Annotated in this window: 15 protein-coding genes; 11 read left to right on the top strand and 4 right to left on the bottom strand. The window is 61.0% G+C overall.

Annotation, left to right across the window (positions count from 1 at the left end; translation table 11 throughout):
* On the bottom strand, positions 1-230 hold a 230-nt coding region (locus AC6FTP_RS21085; RefSeq protein WP_497208884.1), incomplete at its 3' end, for a hypothetical protein.
* 125 nt (positions 231-355) lie between these two features.
* On the opposite strand from AC6FTP_RS21085, the gene AC6FTP_RS21080 reads away from it, so the two are divergent.
* A complete protein-coding gene (locus AC6FTP_RS21080) occupies positions 356-841 on the top strand; it encodes a low molecular weight protein-tyrosine-phosphatase (RefSeq protein WP_497208883.1) in 486 nt (161 codons plus the stop codon).
* A gap of 3 nt (positions 842-844) precedes the next feature.
* Here AC6FTP_RS21080 and AC6FTP_RS21075 read toward each other — a convergent pair whose 3' ends face one another.
* Positions 845-1,081, bottom strand: a complete 237-nt coding sequence (locus AC6FTP_RS21075) for a hypothetical protein (RefSeq protein WP_497208882.1) — start codon at positions 1,079-1,081, stop codon at positions 845-847.
* Between the two features lie 155 nt (positions 1,082-1,236).
* On the opposite strand from AC6FTP_RS21075, the gene AC6FTP_RS21070 reads away from it, so the two are divergent.
* Complete coding sequence (locus AC6FTP_RS21070; RefSeq protein WP_497208881.1) at positions 1,237-1,659, top strand: MauE/DoxX family redox-associated membrane protein; 423 nt, start codon at positions 1,237-1,239, stop codon at positions 1,657-1,659.
* On the top strand, positions 1,652-2,680 hold the full coding sequence (locus tag AC6FTP_RS21065) for a threonine aldolase family protein (RefSeq protein ID WP_497208880.1): 1,029 nt from the start codon (positions 1,652-1,654) through the stop codon (positions 2,678-2,680). The genes AC6FTP_RS21070 and AC6FTP_RS21065 overlap by 8 nt, the downstream gene beginning before the upstream one ends.
* Before the next feature lie 13 nt (positions 2,681-2,693).
* Here AC6FTP_RS21065 and AC6FTP_RS21060 read toward each other — a convergent pair whose 3' ends face one another.
* On the bottom strand, positions 2,694-4,514 hold the full coding sequence (locus AC6FTP_RS21060; protein ID WP_497208879.1) for a beta strand repeat-containing protein: 1,821 nt from the start codon (positions 4,512-4,514) through the stop codon (positions 2,694-2,696).
* Positions 4,515-4,641: 127 nt separating this feature from the next.
* Here AC6FTP_RS21060 and AC6FTP_RS21055 point away from each other — a divergent pair, with 127 nt between their 5' ends.
* Entirely contained in the window at positions 4,642-7,380 is a 2,739-nt protein-coding gene (locus AC6FTP_RS21055) for a phosphoenolpyruvate carboxylase (RefSeq protein ID WP_497208878.1), read from the top strand.
* Positions 7,381-7,611: 231 nt separating this feature from the next.
* Here AC6FTP_RS21055 and AC6FTP_RS21050 read toward each other — a convergent pair whose 3' ends face one another.
* The gene (locus AC6FTP_RS21050) at positions 7,612-8,970 is read right to left on the bottom strand and encodes a replication-associated recombination protein A (RefSeq protein WP_497208877.1); all 1,359 of its coding nucleotides are present in this window, start codon (positions 8,968-8,970) and stop codon (positions 7,612-7,614) included.
* A gap of 155 nt (positions 8,971-9,125) precedes the next feature.
* Between AC6FTP_RS21050 and AC6FTP_RS21045 the strand changes: the two genes are divergently transcribed.
* The 7 genes from AC6FTP_RS21045 (at position 9,126) to AC6FTP_RS21015 (ending at position 15,304) form a co-directional block, all read left to right on the top strand.
* Positions 9,126-9,611, top strand: coding sequence for a GNAT family N-acetyltransferase (locus tag AC6FTP_RS21045; protein ID WP_497208876.1), 486 nt, complete (start codon positions 9,126-9,128; stop codon positions 9,609-9,611).
* Between the two features lie 46 nt (positions 9,612-9,657).
* Positions 9,658-10,143 carry a hypothetical protein gene (locus tag AC6FTP_RS21040; protein ID WP_497208875.1) on the top strand — a complete coding sequence of 162 codons (486 nt, stop codon included), beginning with the start codon at positions 9,658-9,660 and terminating at the stop codon, positions 10,141-10,143.
* 58 nt (positions 10,144-10,201) lie between these two features.
* Positions 10,202-11,596 (top strand): hypothetical protein, encoded by a 1,395-nt coding sequence (locus AC6FTP_RS21035; RefSeq protein WP_497208874.1) that lies wholly within the window; start codon positions 10,202-10,204, stop codon positions 11,594-11,596.
* 46 nt (positions 11,597-11,642) lie between these two features.
* On the top strand, positions 11,643-12,485 hold the full coding sequence (locus tag AC6FTP_RS21030; RefSeq protein ID WP_497208873.1) for an ABC transporter permease: 843 nt from the start codon (positions 11,643-11,645) through the stop codon (positions 12,483-12,485).
* On the top strand, positions 12,482-13,252 hold the full coding sequence (locus AC6FTP_RS21025; protein ID WP_497208872.1) for an ABC transporter permease: 771 nt from the start codon (positions 12,482-12,484) through the stop codon (positions 13,250-13,252). The genes AC6FTP_RS21030 and AC6FTP_RS21025 overlap by 4 nt, the downstream gene beginning before the upstream one ends.
* A gap of 72 nt (positions 13,253-13,324) precedes the next feature.
* The gene (locus AC6FTP_RS21020) at positions 13,325-14,593 is read left to right on the top strand and encodes a lactonase family protein (protein WP_497208871.1); all 1,269 of its coding nucleotides are present in this window, start codon (positions 13,325-13,327) and stop codon (positions 14,591-14,593) included.
* A gap of 69 nt (positions 14,594-14,662) precedes the next feature.
* Positions 14,663-15,304, top strand: coding sequence for a hypothetical protein (locus AC6FTP_RS21015; protein WP_497208870.1), 642 nt, complete (start codon positions 14,663-14,665; stop codon positions 15,302-15,304).
* Positions 15,305-15,331: the final 27 nt, after the last annotated feature.

Here is a 15,331-nt window from a genome sequence, read left to right as displayed (position 1 = left end):
CCGTCTCCCACTGAAGGAATTTTGATCTGCGGGAATCTAGTCCGCGCCATTTTCACCAGACCCAACGGGGCAAACTCCCAGCGCGCGGGAGTCATGGCCATGTAATACCCACCTCCGGGACTGCGCCCACTGTAAGTGCCCACCGTATTCACGCAGTTTGATCCAAAGAGAATCATCAGGGTGGCGAGGGCCGCACGGATGAGTCGGGGAAGGTGGGCAGGGGCGGACATATGGCTTGATCCAATAGCTGAAATCCAAGCACAGACAATGCCGGGTTGGCATCTTGTCAGTCTTGTCATTGCAGTTTTTTGGGGGAGGGGCTACCTCCGCTTCCACACCCTTCTCCAAGCATCCCGTGACACCTTTCAAGCTTCTGTTCGTCTGCCTTGGCAATATCTGCCGCTCACCCGCCGCTGATGGCGTCATGCATGACGTGGTGAAAAAGGCGGGCTGGCAGGATCGCATCCATATCGACTCCGCTGGCACCGCAGGCTGGCATGCGGGGAAGCCTGCCGACGCACGTATGAAGAAAGCCGCAGCCGCCCGAGGTTATGACCTCTCCCATCTGGCCCGTCAGGTGACCAAAACCGATCTGGCCGAGTATGATCTCATCCTCGTCATGGATGACCAGAACCGCCGTGATCTCCGTTCTTTGGACCCGCAGCGGCAGCATGATGCCAAAATCCAGCTCTTCTGCGAGTACTGCACCCGGCACGGTGATCGCGAAGTGCCCGACCCCTACTACGGCGGCGATGAGGGCTTCGAACATGTGCTCGACCTCATGGAAGACGGCTGCGCAGGAGTGCTGCGCAAAATCCAAGAACAGAATGCTGGCAGGTGAAATTCATGATGCCGTTGGATAAGCTTTGCGCTGAATCCACGGAGCGCCAACAAGCAGCCAGACGGCGATGGCATAGGTCCAGACGACACTGAGCAGAAGCCAGAAGGCGACACCAAGCTTGAGTTCAATGATGGAGGTGATGAGTTTGGAGACGGCGGAGGGCAGTCCGGGCAAAGCGGTGGCGAGCAGCCAGAGTCCGGCGAGGCGGATGGCGAGGGAGAAGATTTCAGAGGCTTTCATGGGATGTTTCGTGACTGGATGATCGATGTGGCTGACTCTGAAAGGCCGATTTCTAGCATCGGTGGATCAAGTGTGCCGGAGTTTTGTTTGCCTGCTTTCAGGTGGTGAATCTCCCTGATTGTCATCGCACAAGTTCCCGCCATGATTCGCGCCACATGATTTGGCTCAACCGCATCCTCCATCTCGCCTTCGGCGGCGTTTTTGTTTATGCCGGGGTGATGAAGGCGTGGAACCCGATGGTGTTTCTGGATGATGTGCGGAGCTTTGCGTTGTTGCCTGACCCGTATGCGGCACTCGTGGCGATGTTTCTGCCCTGGCTGGAGATCTTTGCCGGGCTGGCGGTGATCACCGGTGTGATGAGAAAGGGCGGGCTGCTGGTGCTGAATGGCAGTCTGCTGGTGTTTCTGGCCGCGATCGGCATTGCCTGGGTGCGTGGCACGGACATCCGCTGCGGCTGCTTCGGTGGCAGCGGCGAGGCGACGTCGAACTATGTCGAACTGATCGTACGTGACCTCGCACTGCTGACTCTGGGCGCCTGGCTGGCCCTTCAATCTTTGAAAACCGTTACCCGTGACTAGCGAACTCAAATACCACTTTGCCTCAGACAATACTTCAGGTGTCTGCCCAGAAGCCTGGCAGGCTCTGGAAGAAGCGAACACCGGCTATCACCCGAGCTACGGTGCCGACGCCATCACGACGCAGGCGTGTGAGCGCTTCCGCGATTTCTTCGAGACGGACTGCGAGATCTTCTTTGTCTTCAATGGCACGGCGGCGAACTCGCTTTCCCTGGCTTCGCTGTGCCAGAGTTATCACAGCGTGATTTGCAGCGACGTGTCACACGTGGAGACGGACGAGTGCGGAGCACCGGAGTTCTTTTCCAATGGCAGCAAACTGCTGACGGCGAAGTCTTCACTCGGAAAACTGGACCCGGTCGATGTCGAGCGGTTGATCACCCACCGGACAGATCTGCATTATCCGAGACCGAGGGCGCTGAGTCTGAGTCAAAGCACGGAGCTGGGCACGGTGTATCGTGCGGGGGAGATCGCGGGCCTGTGTGAACTGGCCAAGAAGCATGATCTGCGTGTTCACATGGATGGAGCGCGCTTTTTCAATGCGCTGGCAGGCGGCACGGCATCGCCTGCGGACCTGACGTGGCGTGCGGGAGTCGATGTGCTGTGCTGTGGTGGCACAAAGCTGGGCATGGCAGTGACGGAGGCCGTGGTGTTTTTCGACAAGGTGCTGGCGCGGGACTTTGAGTATCGCTGCAAACAGGCGGGTCAGCTCTGCTCAAAGATGCGCTTCATCTCCGCGCAGTGGCAGCGCATCCTGACGGACCAGGTGTGGCAGACACACGCCGCCAGGGCAAACGGACTGGCACGCAAGTTGGCGGACGGGCTGGGCGGGATCGCCGGGGTGCAGATCCTCTATCCGGTGGATGCGAATGCGGTGTTTGCCCGACTCCCAGACGCGATGAAGGCTAAGCTGAAAGCGCGCGGCTGGCAGTTTTACAGCTTCATCGGCGGCGGTTCACGCCTGATGTGCTCCTGGGCCACGACCCCGGCAGATGTGGAGAGCTTCATCGCGGATGCGGTGGCCTGAGCCTCGCCGCCTCTCAGACGAGGATCATGTTCGGGAATATGGGAGGGAAGAGCGCGGCGAAGACGTTGCTGCCGTTGTTGTCGTAGTTGTAGAAGGCGGTGTTGTTACCGGTGCCACCGTCGATTTTTACATAGTAGCGGAAATCATTGCCGAGGGTGGCGGCGGCGGTGGCTGAGCCGGCCTGCCATTCGTCATCGCCAGCACCGAGGGAGACGAGGACGCCGCTATAGAAGGTGTTTTTATACTCTGTGCCGACGCTGGTGATGTCGAAGGCGACGAGATCATTGCCCGCTCCGGTGGCGATGCTGACGTCGGACACCAGCACGCTGTCGTCGATATAGACTTCGGTGCTGGCAGTGCCGGTGGCGTTGACGGAAAGCGTGCCGATGATGAAGCTGTCGGTGACGAAGAAAATGTCGCGCAGGGGTACGATGATGTTGAGGGCGACGTTGCTGGCATAAACGACTTTGCCATGCACGAGGGCATCGCTGAAGCCCATTTCCACGGCACCAGTCCCGGCATTGAGGTTCACATCACCGAGGATGGCCATGACGGAGGTCGTGGTGCCATCGGGAGCGCCGAGATAAAAGATGTCCAGGCCACTGCCGCCTATATATTGGACGGAGCCGATGGAGGCGAAGACGTTCGTGACGTAGGCTTTGTCCTCGCCGCCGCCCCCCTTGAAGGTGAGCCTGCCGCCGAGGGTGAGTTCGGCTCCTTCGAGGTTCATCTGGTCATTGCCAGTGCCGCCGGTGTAGTTCATGGCACCGCCGATGAGTGTGCCGGTTGAGTTGATGAGAGCCACGGAGTTGACTCCGGCACCGCCGTTGAAGTTGAGGTTGCCGGCGACGATGAGTTCAGCCGTATCAAAGAACAGTTGGTCGGTGCCCGTGGTGCCAGTGTAGTTCAGGCTGCCAAGACCGATGAAGGAGAGGAGGGATTCACCGCCCGTGATGCCATTGGAGGCAAAGTTGGCTCCAGCACCGAGGTTCAGGTTCACGGCATTGCCGACGGAAACTCTGCCAGCAAAAAGCACGGCGTCGGCGCCTGCGGCTCCCGTGACGGTGAGGTTGCCATAGATGGCCAGCACGTCGGTTTCATCGCCACCGAAGAAGTGGTCGGCAGATCCTGCCGCCGTTTTGAAGCTGACACTGCCGGTGATGCTTCCGGTTTCGATCCCGATAAAGTAGCTCTGTGTGTTCGTGGCACCGCCTGATGCCGAAACGGAGATGTTGCCGAAGATGTTGGTCGTGGCATCCGAGTACAGGGTGAAGTCATTGCTCCCCGCGCCGAGGTCGGCAGTGATGCCTCGGGCGTAGTTTCCACTGCCAAAGAAGACCTCGTCATCCCCGGTCCCACCTTTCATGGTGACAGTGTTGTTGATGACACCACTGATGCCGAGTTTGTCGTTCGCGTTGCCTCCGTCCAGCAGGATGGCGCCATTGTAGGTGCCGGAGAGAGAGAGCTCGTCATTGCCATCCCCACCGAGGACTGTGACGGCGCCGTTCATAAAAAGGGCGCTGGCGTTAAACTCATCATTGCCGCCGCCGAGGTTCACTTTGATGGACTGAAACGTCGGCAGGACCAAGGTGGCGGAGTCTGCCTGCCCGGCGATGCGGAAGAGGGTGGGCACCGCGCCTTCCTCACCGGCGTGCGGATCTTTGATGGAGAGGACATTCAGCGTCGGAGAGGTGATCTCCATGGCGTTGTCCGAGCCATCGCCGGTGAAAATCAGGGTGCCGTTGCTCTGGCTGACGGTGATGATTCCCGCTGGGGCCAGGCGGGGTTCGAGCGATTCGATGCAGGGCATTGCCAGTCGGGGGGCTGAATTCATGTTCCTGATTTCTAGCAGGCTCATGGGGCGAAGTGGAAGCTCATTGTTGAAAAGTTCGCCCCATTCAGTCCGCAAAAATGACGCCAAACAGGTGCAGCGGCATCCTTCCTGCTTATGAGGTGGTGTAATGACCTCCACCAACCCACTGCGGGAGCGCGGCTTCCGCCTTCTCGAAGATGATCTCAAATTCCTCATGACGGCTTTTGCTGCCGTGCTGCACCGCGTCGGCGAGGGCGCGCTGGCGGAAAAGTTACCCTGGCTCGGTCACATCCAGGAAGTCGGTGCAGAGCCGAATCGCACACTCGGACAGGCCCTGTCCATCGCCTTTCAGCTCCTCAATATCGTGGAGGAGCGCGCCGCCGCCCAGATCCGCCGACTGCGTGAAAAGGATCGTGGCCCGGAGGCAGAGCCCGGCATGTGGCCGGAAAATCTGCGTGCCATGAAGAAGCTCGGCGTCACAGAGGCCGAACTGCTAGACGTGCTGCGTGATGTCTGCGTGGAGCCTGTGCTCACCGCCCACCCGACCGAGGCAAAGCGCGAGTCCGTGCGCGATCTGCATCTGGAGATCTACGCGCTGATGAACCGCCACGAGAACAAGGACTTCACGCCGCGTGAGCAGCACCGCATCCAGTCCCAGCTCGAGGTCCAGCTCGAAAATCTCTGGCGCACGGGAGAGATCCACGTCACCCGCCCCACCATCGATGCCGAGCTGCAAAACGCGCTCCATTACCTGCGCGAAGTCTTCCCCGAGGCGCTCTCCCGTGCCCACATCCACCTTCGAGAGGCCTGGGTCGCTGCTGGCTACGATCCCGCCGGTGTCGATGCCCTGCCGCCGCTCATTCGCTTCGGCACCTGGATCGGTGGAGATCGCGATGGCCACCCCTTCGTGACCTCTGACGTCACCGAGAAGGCGCTTCGTGAACTGCGCAAGAATGCCCTCCGCGTGCATCGTCGTGCGCTGGAGAAGATCGCTCGTCATTCGCCGCTGAGTTCTCTTTTCCAAAAGACCCCGCCTGTGCTGGAGACGCTGATCACCAGTCTCGGGGCAGCGCTCGGAGGTGAAGCCCATGCCGACGTGGCCTACATCCTGGATCGCAACAAAGAAGAGCCCTGGCGTGCCGCCGCCTACCTGATGCGCGCTCGCCTGCTGGCGGAGATCGAGAGGCCCGGCAGCCCAGGTGCCTACAACAAACCAGCGGCACTGCTCGCCGACATGAACGCCTATGCCGAGGCGCTGGAGAGCGTGGGTGCCGCGGCACTCGTCGTCGAGTTCATCGTGCCATTCCGTCGCCGTCTTGAGGCCTTCGGCTTTCACTCGGCCATCCTCGATGTTCGGCAAAACTCCGCCTTCCATGAAAAGGCGTTGGAGCAACTCCTCAAAGCCGCCGGCCTGCTCGGCGACAAGCCGCTGAGTCAGTGGACACTGGCGGAGAAGCGCGTGCTTTTGGAGAAAGAGCTGAGCTCACCGCGCCCCTTCCTGGCCGCTGGCATGTCCGCCGGGCCGGAGGCGGATACCGTGCTCGCCTGTCACCGAGTTTTAGCCGCTCACATCGCGCAGCACGGCACGGCGGGACTGGGAGCGCTCATCGTCTCGATGACTCGAAACGTGGAAGATTTGCTCACCGTCTATGTGCTCGCTCGCGAGGCCGGGCTCATGACATGGAGCGATGGGGGCCTGCGCTGCCCGCTGCCAGTGACGCCTCTATTTGAAACGATGACCGACTTGGAAGCCGGTCCCGGCATTGTTGATGAATTCCTCCAGCATCCCGTCACGCAGCGCAGTCTGCGCGCGGGGAAAGCGGCCTTCCAGATGATGGTGGGCTACTCGGACTCGAACAAAGACTGCGGCATCCTCGCCAGTCAGTGGGCGCTGCATCGCGCGCAGGCAGCACTCAGCGCCACCACCGCGAAGCACGGCGTGAAGCCCATCTTCTTCCATGGCCGAGGCGGCACCGTCGGACGCGGTGCAGGGCCCACACATTGGTTCATGGAGGCCCTGCCGCAGGGCAGTCTCGGCGGCACCATGCGCATGACCGAGCAGGGGGAGACCATCGCGCAAAAATACGCCCATCTCGGCGCTGCCGTCTATCACACGGAGCTGCTCATGGCCTCCACCGCCTCCGCCACTGCGCGGCATCGCCACGGCACACCGGCGGATCAGTCCCTCGCGCCCGTGCTGGACCGACTCGCCGCCGACAGCCGCACGGCCTACCGTGCTTTGCTGGAAAGGCCGGACTTCATGCGCTTCTACCGTCAGGCCACGCCCATCGACGCGCTGGAAAACGCCCGCATCGGCTCACGCCCCTCCCGCCGCACCGGTCAGGCTTCGCTCGATGACCTCCGCGCCATCCCCTGGGTCTTCTCCTGGACTCAGTCTCGCTTCTACCTCCCCGGCTGGTTTGGCGCAGGCTCCGCTTTGGAAAAGCTGCGCGCCACGGACAGCGCTGGCTTTGCGGCCCTCAAGTCTCAACTGAAGGATTCCCCCTTCGTCAGCTACGTGCTCACGAACATCGAGAGCAGTCTCGTCAGCGTGAATGCCGACCTCATGCAACTCTACGCCAGCCTCGTCGCCGAGCCGGAGATCCGCGAGCGCTTCATGGGCATCATCCTCGCTGAGTTTGAGCGCACCCGCCATGTGCTGGAGGACATCTTTGATGGCACCTTCGCCGCCCGTCGTCCGCGTCTCGCCTACACCCTCGAGATCCGTGAGGAGCCGCTGAAAGTTCTCCATGCCCAGCAGGTGAATCTGCTCCGCGACTGGCGTGCCCGCCTCCAATCCGGCCAAACCGAAGCCGCCGAGTCCATGATGCCCGACCTGCTCATCTCCGTGAACGCCCTCGCTTCTGGCCTGAGGACCACGGGGTAAGCAATTCGCGCCCTTTTTAAAAAGAGTAAGGCCGAGCGGCTCCCGACCGCTCGGCCTCTTTTGCTTGCATCAACTCGAACACAACCTGCGCTCCCGCAGGGGTAGTTTGACAACAACCAATCACTCTCAAAACCAGCTTGGTAGGATCACTCCCATTTTCACTGTTGATCTGTTCGATGCCTCACCGCCCTTGAGTGTTGAAACTTTTTGAAAAAAATCTTCAAAAAGAGGTTAATCAACTTTAGCCGCCTCTTCCCAAAGGCGGCGGTAGTGGTCCATCCGCTCTTTGATGCGTCCTTCCAGACCGTTCGTTGTTGGCTCGTAATACTGGCTCCCGCCTTCCAGGCAGCGCTGGGGGACAAAGCCGCCCTCATAGTCATGGGGATACAGGTAGCCTTCGCCATTTCCAAAAGTCTTCGCTCCGGCGTAGTGCCCATCTCGCAGGTGCTTCGGAACTGGCAGCGTGCGGCCATTTTTCACATCGGAAAGCGCTGCGCCGATGGCTTTTGTGGCGCTGTTGCTCTTTGGGGCAGTCGCCATATACAGCACCGCATGGGCGAGGATAAGTTGCGCCTCGGGCATGCCGATGAACTCCACGGCCTGATGCGCCGCCACGGCGACACGGAGGGCATTGCTGTCCGCGAGACCCACGTCTTCACTCGCGGCGATGACGATGCGCCGTGAGATGAAGCGGATGTCTTCCCCCGCGTAGAGCATCTTAGCCAGCCAGTAGATCGCCGCGTCAGGATCACTCGCACGCATGGATTTGATGAAGGCACTCGCAGTGTCGTAGTGCGCGTCGCCATCGCCATCATAGACCACTGTCTTTTGCTGCACGCTCTCTTCGGCGGCATGGAGGTCGATATGGATCGCGCCCTCTGCATCCGGCGTGGTGGAAAGTACGGCGAGATCCAGTGCATTCAGGCATTTGCGCGCATCTCCATCGCTCACGGTGGCGAGATGCCGCCGTGCCTCGGGAGTGATCGTTGCCTTGGAGTTGCCGAGCCCGCGTTCGTTATCGGACAAGGCGCGGTCGATCAGCCCCTCCAGATCCTCCAGCGTCAGCGGCTCCAGGGTGAAGATCTGCGAACGACTGACGAGCGGACTGTTGACGTAAAAGAAGGGATTGTGCGTCGTCGCCCCGATGAAGCGGATCGTCCCGCGCTCCAGATGCGGCAGCAGCACGTCTTGCTGCGCCTTGTTAAAACGATGGATCTCATCCACGAACAGGATCGTCCCCTGGCCGTTGAGCTTTCGCTGCGCCGCCGCCGTCTCCGCCTCTTTGCGGATGTCCCCCACGCTGCTTTCCACCCCGCTCAGCGTCACGAAGCGCGCCTTCGTCTCATGGCCGATGATCGTCGCCAGCGTCGTCTTTCCCACACCCGGAGGTCCATAGAGGATGAGGGATGAAAAGCGATCCGTCATGATCGCGCGGCTCAGCAGCTTACCCTCGCCGAGGATGTGCCTCTGGCCCGTGTATTCCGCCAGGTTTCGTGGACGCATCCTCGCGGCCAGGGGCGCACGCGGGTCCACCTCACCGGCCGACGGCATCGCGGGCAGGGCAGGGGAGGCAAAGAGATCTTCAGGCATGGAAAGCGGGTTCCGAGTGTGCCGCGAAACCACCACCCGGCAACCCTTCGGTGAAGATGTCTTTTCTCCGTCCCTCTGACGGGGGCTGGATTGAGCGATCCAGATGAATCTCCACGAGTGACAAAGTGGGTGGACTTCGTTTAGTGGCATCCATCATGACGACCCAGTCCCCCGTTACCATCCGCCATTTCCGAGCTGAAGATCTGCCCACCCTGCGCCAGATCACGGTGGATTCCTTTGGCAGTGTGGCGCTGGATCAGATGATGGAGGATCGCCTCGGAGTCTGGAATGGCCGCGACTGGCGGGCACGGAAGGCGGACCACATCGACGAAGATTGCACGGTGAACCCGGCGGGCTGCTTCGTCGCCGAGCGGGATGGGGAGATCCTGGGCTACATCACGACACGGATCGACGTCCCCAATGCGCTGGGGCGCATCCCCAACCTGGCCGTGGTGGAGAGTGCGCGCGGCCTGGGACTCGGGCGGCGGCTGATCCATCATGCGCTGGATTACTTCCGCGAGTGCGGGATGAAGGTGGCGAAGATCGAGACGATGGCCTCGAACGTCATCGGGCAGAATCTCTACCCGTCCTGCGGTTTTGAAGAGATCGGACGCCAGGTCCACTTCGCCACACGTTTGTAGAGCTTGAACAAAGCCGCCGTCGAATCAGTCTCCACCAGCCCCCACCATGAAAACTTCCCTCCGTCTCCTCGCCTCCGCCTTGCTCGCGATCACTGTGATCAGTTGTGTGAGCGCCCGTGAGCGCCGCATCACGAACAATCCGCAGATCTACAACTCCCTCACCACTAAAGATCAACTGCTCGTGCAGCAGGGGCAGATCCGTGAAGGCATGCCCAAGGAGGGTGTCTTCCTCGCCTATGGCCGCCCGGATGCTGTTTCCAAAGGCAGTCAAAAGGGCGCGAGCATCGAGAAGTGGATCTTCATGGGATCGCAGCCCGTGTACACCAATAACTACGGTCCAGGCTGGGGCGGCGGCTGGGGTGGATGGGGAGGTGCCTGGGGCGGCTATCGCGGTCGCGGCTGTGGCTACTACGGCGGCTGGGACCCCTACTACATGAACTTCGCCCCTTCCGTGGTTTATGTTCCCTACCAGGCGGCGACGGTGACCTTTCGCGGCAATCGCGTGACGGAGTATCTGACCGGTCCTCAGTGACAGATGCTGTCAGGTCGTCGCCAGTTGAGCAGACAAGAGTCACTGCTAGGCTGCGACCATGCTCAACCTAGACAGCCCGCCGCGATCGCCAGCCTATCCCTGGAAACGGCGGACGATGCTGGGGCTTGGCTTAGCGCTGCTGGCTTTGACCGTGGCCTGCGGCTTTTGGGTGGTGAAGGTTCGGCACCCGCAGATTGTTTTGCCAGACGGCACCCGCATCAGCTACTTCGGCCATAGCCGTGGCGTGCCGATGGGGCCTTATAACTTTCGACACTCGGGTCCGCCTGCGGAGGAGCATTCTCCCGTTTGGTTGCATCGGCTCAGGAGTGTGCTGCCTTCTGTGGTCACCTCCTATCTCCCGGTGCCCACCGTTCATCGAACAGGTTATCCCGCCTGGCCGGACAGTCATGAATTCGAGCTTCAGTTTCGGACAGAGGGAGATCTGAGCCAGCACCTGTGGGACATCTGCGTGGCGGATGAGCAAGGCTGGGAAACGCGGGTACGGGATTACACCTGGAGTGATGCAAAGACCGGCGCTGCGCCTGTGACAGGCTGGTTGCGTCTGGGGAGCGCCTACCCGCGCGGCTCGAAAACGATTCGAATCGTCTTCCACCCCAGTGATCGCCAGAAGCCCAAGCCAGACAGGGCGACCCGACTCAAACCTGCCGCCGAGCTGATCGTTCCGAATCCCTTCTGGCAGGCTCCTGCCTCCACACCCGCAGAGTCTTTGCCTGTGTCACTGCCCTTTCGCGGGGCCACGCTGACGCTCCAGGAACTTCAGCGTGATCGCATCGTTGGTGATGACTACGGGGCACTGCGCGCCTTGCTGGTGATCGAGCGAGACGGGAAGGCTGTGCCAGGTTTTCAGGTGGTCACGATGGAGGTCAGCGACAGTTCCGGGCAGGTGTTTCGGCAGACCTCAAGCGGCTACAGCGAGTCTTTAGGAAGGATGCGACGCAGCACCGACACCGCACCGTGGAGTGATGACCCCTGCTGGGTGCTGCGCTTTGGTCTGTGTCGGAAGGATCGCTTCCTCGACGTGCCGGAAACCGAGTTGTTTAAGTTTTATGACCTGCCTTTGCCCTCGGAGGCCCCCGCCGATTTCGAACGCGAGGTCACCTGCCAAGGGGTGACGCTGCGGCTCGGGAAGTTCACTCGGGCAAGTGATGGCCCACGCTTCGTGATCACGGGCTGGGTAAACAACACCACGGGGAAGCGTCGATACATCCTGGTGGAGGCCAAAGATGATCAGGGGCGCTCGGAGATGAATCATCCACGGTTGGGGAGACGCCCAATAGTCGGCGGTCCGGTGGGTGTCTCGCGGGATGGGGTGACCTACAGCCTTAACCTTCCAGCAGAGGCGAAGTCGTGGAATCTCACCCTGCTGGCAGAGACGGTGACTGAGGTGGAGTGTCGTGTGCGGTCGCCCTTGGTCGCTCCCCGCGTTGAATGACAATGGATAGTTTGAGATCCGGACTGATCTCCCCATGTTCTGCCTCATGAGTTCGCCACGCCGACAAGAAATCATCGCCACCCTGCCATCGCTGGGCTGGCTGATGGTCTTCTTTGCGCTGCCCTGTGTCATCACCCTGACGCTGGCCTTTCGCGCCAGTGATCTGCGCGGGGGAGTGGCGGAAGGCTGGACGCTGGAGACGGTGAAGCTGCTGGCTGATCCGGTATATCTGCCGGTGGTCTGGCGCACGCTGGGCATGAGTCTGGCGACGACGCTCGCCTGTCTTCTGCTGGCGCTGCCGATGGCCTGGCACATGGCACGCTGCACGCCGGGTTGGCGGAATACGCTGCTCATGCTGGTGGTGCTGCCCTTTCTCTCGAACTTCATCATCCGCATCTTTGCCTGGCGCTCGCTGCTGCATCCAGACGGCCCGGTGAAGCATCTGCTCGTCTGGCTGCATCTCGGCACGGAGGACACCCTGCTCTTAAACAACAGCGGTGCCGTGTTGCTGGTGATGATCTACACGCAGCTCCCCTTTGCCATCCTCCCGCTCTACGCGGCGGCGGAGAAGTTCGACTTCCACCTCATCGACGCCGCGCGTGATCTCGGAGCCACGGGCTGGCAGGCCTTCCGTCGGGTGTTCGTGCCCGGTGTGCGGCAGGGGCTGCTCTCGGCGGCGGTGATTGTGTTTGTTTGCACACTCGGGCAGTATGTGATCCCACAGTTTGTTGGCGGCACGAGTGATGAGATGCTGGGAAACAAGATCGTCCAGCGCGCCTTCACGGACCGGCATCTGCCGTTGGCGAGCGCGCTGTCCGGGGCGCTGCTGCTCTTTGTATTGGTGCCGGTGCTGCTGATGAGCTGGCGGGAAAGGAGGGGCAGGGCATGAAGCGCTCCCGCATTCCTGCCATCCTCACCCTGCTGGTGCTGGTCTTCCTCCACGCGCCGCTGGTGGTGCTGGTGGTGAATTCCTTCAATGAATCCCGCTTCGGCGGTGCCTGGGAGGGCTTCACGCTGAAGTGGTATGACCGGCTCTGGGCTGCGGATGATGTCTGGGATTCGCTCCTCGTGACATTGAAGATCGCTACTGCTGCCACCCTGGCCTCGACGATCCTCGGCACGCTGGCCGCACTGGCGCTGCATCGCTGCCGCACATGGCTGCAAACCGTGCATCACACGCTCATCACGCTGCCGCTGGCCCTGCCGGACATCTTGATGGGGATGTCCCTCCTCGCCCTCTTTGTCGCGCTCGGGGTGGAGACCGGGATGCTGACGTTGTGGATCGCCCACACGACTTTCTGCCTGAGCTATGTCAGCATGGTCGTGCTCGCCCGCCTCCAGGACTTTGACTTCACCCTGCTCGATGCCGCCCGCGATCTCGGTGCCAGTCGCTGGCAGGCCACGCGCCGCGTGCTGCTGCCGCTGCTCATGCCCGGCATCCTCGCCGGAGCTCTGCTGGCCTTCACCCTCAGCATCGACGACTACGTCATCACCTTCTTCGTCTCCGGCCCCGGCACAACGACGCTTCCCCTGCGTGTCGCCAGCATGATGAAAACCAGCCGCAGCCTGCCGATGATCAACGCCCTCAGCACCCTCATGATCGCCGGAACCTTCGTCCTCGCGGCCCTGAGTTTCCGGCTGCAACGGAAGGTCTAGTGGGGCAGTTTCCAGTTCTCGATGTTCGATGTTTGATGTTCAGAGTTGGCGGCGTAGTCACTCATCCTCACCATGCAGCCACCTCCAGTTCTGACTTCGCCCCGTCGTTCGTTTTTGAAAACATCCGCCGCTCTCGCCGCAGGGGCGATGGTGACTCCCTACTTCAGGGCGCAGGCAGCGAATGCTGAGGACAGGCTCATGGCTTATGTGGGCACTTACACCTCACCGTTGCAGAACATGAAGGCCACGCAGGTGGATCTGCCGCCGGGAAATGGACGCGGCATTCACCTCTTCGAAGTGGATCGCACCTCAGGAGCCATGACTCCTGCGGGTGTCTATGAAATGGGCACGAGTCCAAGCTGCCTAGCCTTCAATGCTGACAAGTCGCGCCTGTATTCCGGCAATGAGACGGAGCGGCTCGGGGAGGGGGAATCGGGATCGGTCAGCGCCTTTGCGTTGGAGAAAGATGGCTCACTGAAGCTGCTGAGCAGTGTCAGCTCCGGTGGCAAAGGGCCGGCGCATCTGAGCGTGCATCCTTCGGGGAAGTTCGTGCTCGTGGCGAATTACTTCGGCGGCTCCGTGGCGGTGCTGCCCATCAAGGCCGATGGCAGTCTCGGCGAGGCCACGGATGTGAAGAAGGACGCGGGCAAGATCGGGCCGACGAAGGCGACAAACGCCGCGCCCGGCAGCTTTGCCATCAGTGGGCATGACCAGACGCACGCGCACATGATCGAGGCTGATCCTTCAGGGAAATTTGTCATCCATGTGGATCTCGGGCTGGATCAGATCCTGGTGTGGAAGTTCGATGTAGAAAAGGGCACCCTCACACCTGCCGACACGCCCTTTGTGTCTTTGCCACCGGGCGATGGCCCGCGTCATTTTGCGTTTCATCCGAAGGGGCGCTGGCTGTACTCCATTCAGGAGGAAGGCTCCACCGTGGTGCTCTTCGACTATGATTCGGACACCGGCCGACTGACATCACGGCAGACGATCTCCAGCCTGCCGCCTGGCTATGCTGGAAGTAACTTTTGCTCCGAGATCGCGGTGTCGGCGGATGGCAGGTTTGTCTATGCGGGGAATCGTCTGCACGACAGCATCGGCATCTTTGCCATCGGCCAGGACGGCACGCTCAGCTATGTCTCGGAGGAGTGGACGCACGGCGATTATCCGCGCAGTTTCACCTTTGACCCCAGCGGCGTGTTTCTCTACTGCTGCAATCAGCGGGCGGACCACATCGCCATCTTCCGGGTGGATAAAAGCACGGGGAAACTGGCCTTCACCGACCAGTACACTCCGGTGGGGAATCCTTCGCAGATCGTCTTTCGTGAGCTGGCGAAGTGAGTGGGATGATGGCCAGTCTGCTATGCGCTGATAGACCGTCGTGGTGAGTTCGTTGCAGGTGTCCCCCCGATGAAGTCTCTAGCCCGCGTCAGCGCCCTCTTCCTGTTTGCGTCCTGTCTTCAGGCCGGTGATACCCCGGCAGTAGATCCTGATCTTCCTCAACCCCTCGACTCCCGATTCGCTGACGACTTGCTGACGCACTCGCCCTTCACCCGCTCGGTGAATTTGGAGGAGTCGCTCCAGCTCACTGGCATCGCCTACGTGAATGGGCATCCCGTGGCCACCGTGCTGAACAAGCAGACCAAGGAACGGGTGATCGTCTCCGAGGAACTGAATGCGCAAGGCTGGCAACTGCTGGCAGCCAGCGCCGGTGCCGATCCGAGCAATTCGCAGATCGAGATGCGCGTCGGACCTGAAACCATCACCATGCACTATCATGGCCAGGAACTTTCCTCCGGTGGCAATGGCGACTCCAAAGCACGTCTAGCCGGCTCCAGCTCGAAGAAGGATGGCGAAAAACTCCGCCCCTCCACATTTCTCGGCGAGCAAGGGCGTGAGATGTATGCCTCCCTCTCCTCGGAAGCGCGCGACAAGTTCAAAGACCTGATGAAATGTAAGCGTCACCGTAACGCCCATAGGAACGCGGTTGGAACGGGGCGCGTGGGGAGTCAGGGATGTCCCACGTTATGGACAACCAAATCACGATTTTGAAACGGGACGCACGCGGTCGTGTGCGCA

Origin of the sequence: Prosthecobacter sp., assembly GCF_044378005.1 — a bacterium.
Lineage (GTDB): Bacteria > Verrucomicrobiota > Verrucomicrobiia > Verrucomicrobiales > Verrucomicrobiaceae > Prosthecobacter.
This window is presented reverse-complemented; position numbering and strand designations above follow the sequence as displayed.

Excerpts from the sequence above, each read along its gene's own strand:
- AC6FTP_RS21055 (WP_497208878.1), top strand. The coding sequence starts at position 4,642 with ATGACCTCCACCAACCCACTGCGGGAGCGCGGCTTCCGCCTTCTCGAA.
- AC6FTP_RS21020 (WP_497208871.1), top strand. The coding sequence starts at position 13,325 with ATGCAGCCACCTCCAGTTCTGACTTCGCCCCGTCGTTCGTTTTTGAAA.
- AC6FTP_RS21075 (WP_497208882.1), bottom strand. The coding sequence starts at position 1,081 with ATGAAAGCCTCTGAAATCTTCTCCCTCGCCATCCGCCTCGCCGGACTC.
- AC6FTP_RS21030 (WP_497208873.1), top strand. The coding sequence starts at position 11,643 with ATGAGTTCGCCACGCCGACAAGAAATCATCGCCACCCTGCCATCGCTG.
- AC6FTP_RS21015 (WP_497208870.1), top strand. The coding sequence starts at position 14,663 with ATGAAGTCTCTAGCCCGCGTCAGCGCCCTCTTCCTGTTTGCGTCCTGT.
- AC6FTP_RS21025 (WP_497208872.1), top strand. The coding sequence starts at position 12,482 with ATGAAGCGCTCCCGCATTCCTGCCATCCTCACCCTGCTGGTGCTGGTC.
- AC6FTP_RS21035 (WP_497208874.1), top strand. The coding sequence starts at position 10,202 with ATGCTCAACCTAGACAGCCCGCCGCGATCGCCAGCCTATCCCTGGAAA.
- AC6FTP_RS21060 (WP_497208879.1), bottom strand. The coding sequence starts at position 4,514 with ATGAATTCAGCCCCCCGACTGGCAATGCCCTGCATCGAATCGCTCGAA.
- AC6FTP_RS21045 (WP_497208876.1), top strand. The coding sequence starts at position 9,126 with ATGACGACCCAGTCCCCCGTTACCATCCGCCATTTCCGAGCTGAAGAT.
- AC6FTP_RS21040 (WP_497208875.1), top strand. The coding sequence starts at position 9,658 with ATGAAAACTTCCCTCCGTCTCCTCGCCTCCGCCTTGCTCGCGATCACT.
- AC6FTP_RS21070 (WP_497208881.1), top strand. The coding sequence starts at position 1,237 with ATGATTTGGCTCAACCGCATCCTCCATCTCGCCTTCGGCGGCGTTTTT.
- AC6FTP_RS21050 (WP_497208877.1), bottom strand. The coding sequence starts at position 8,970 with ATGCCTGAAGATCTCTTTGCCTCCCCTGCCCTGCCCGCGATGCCGTCG.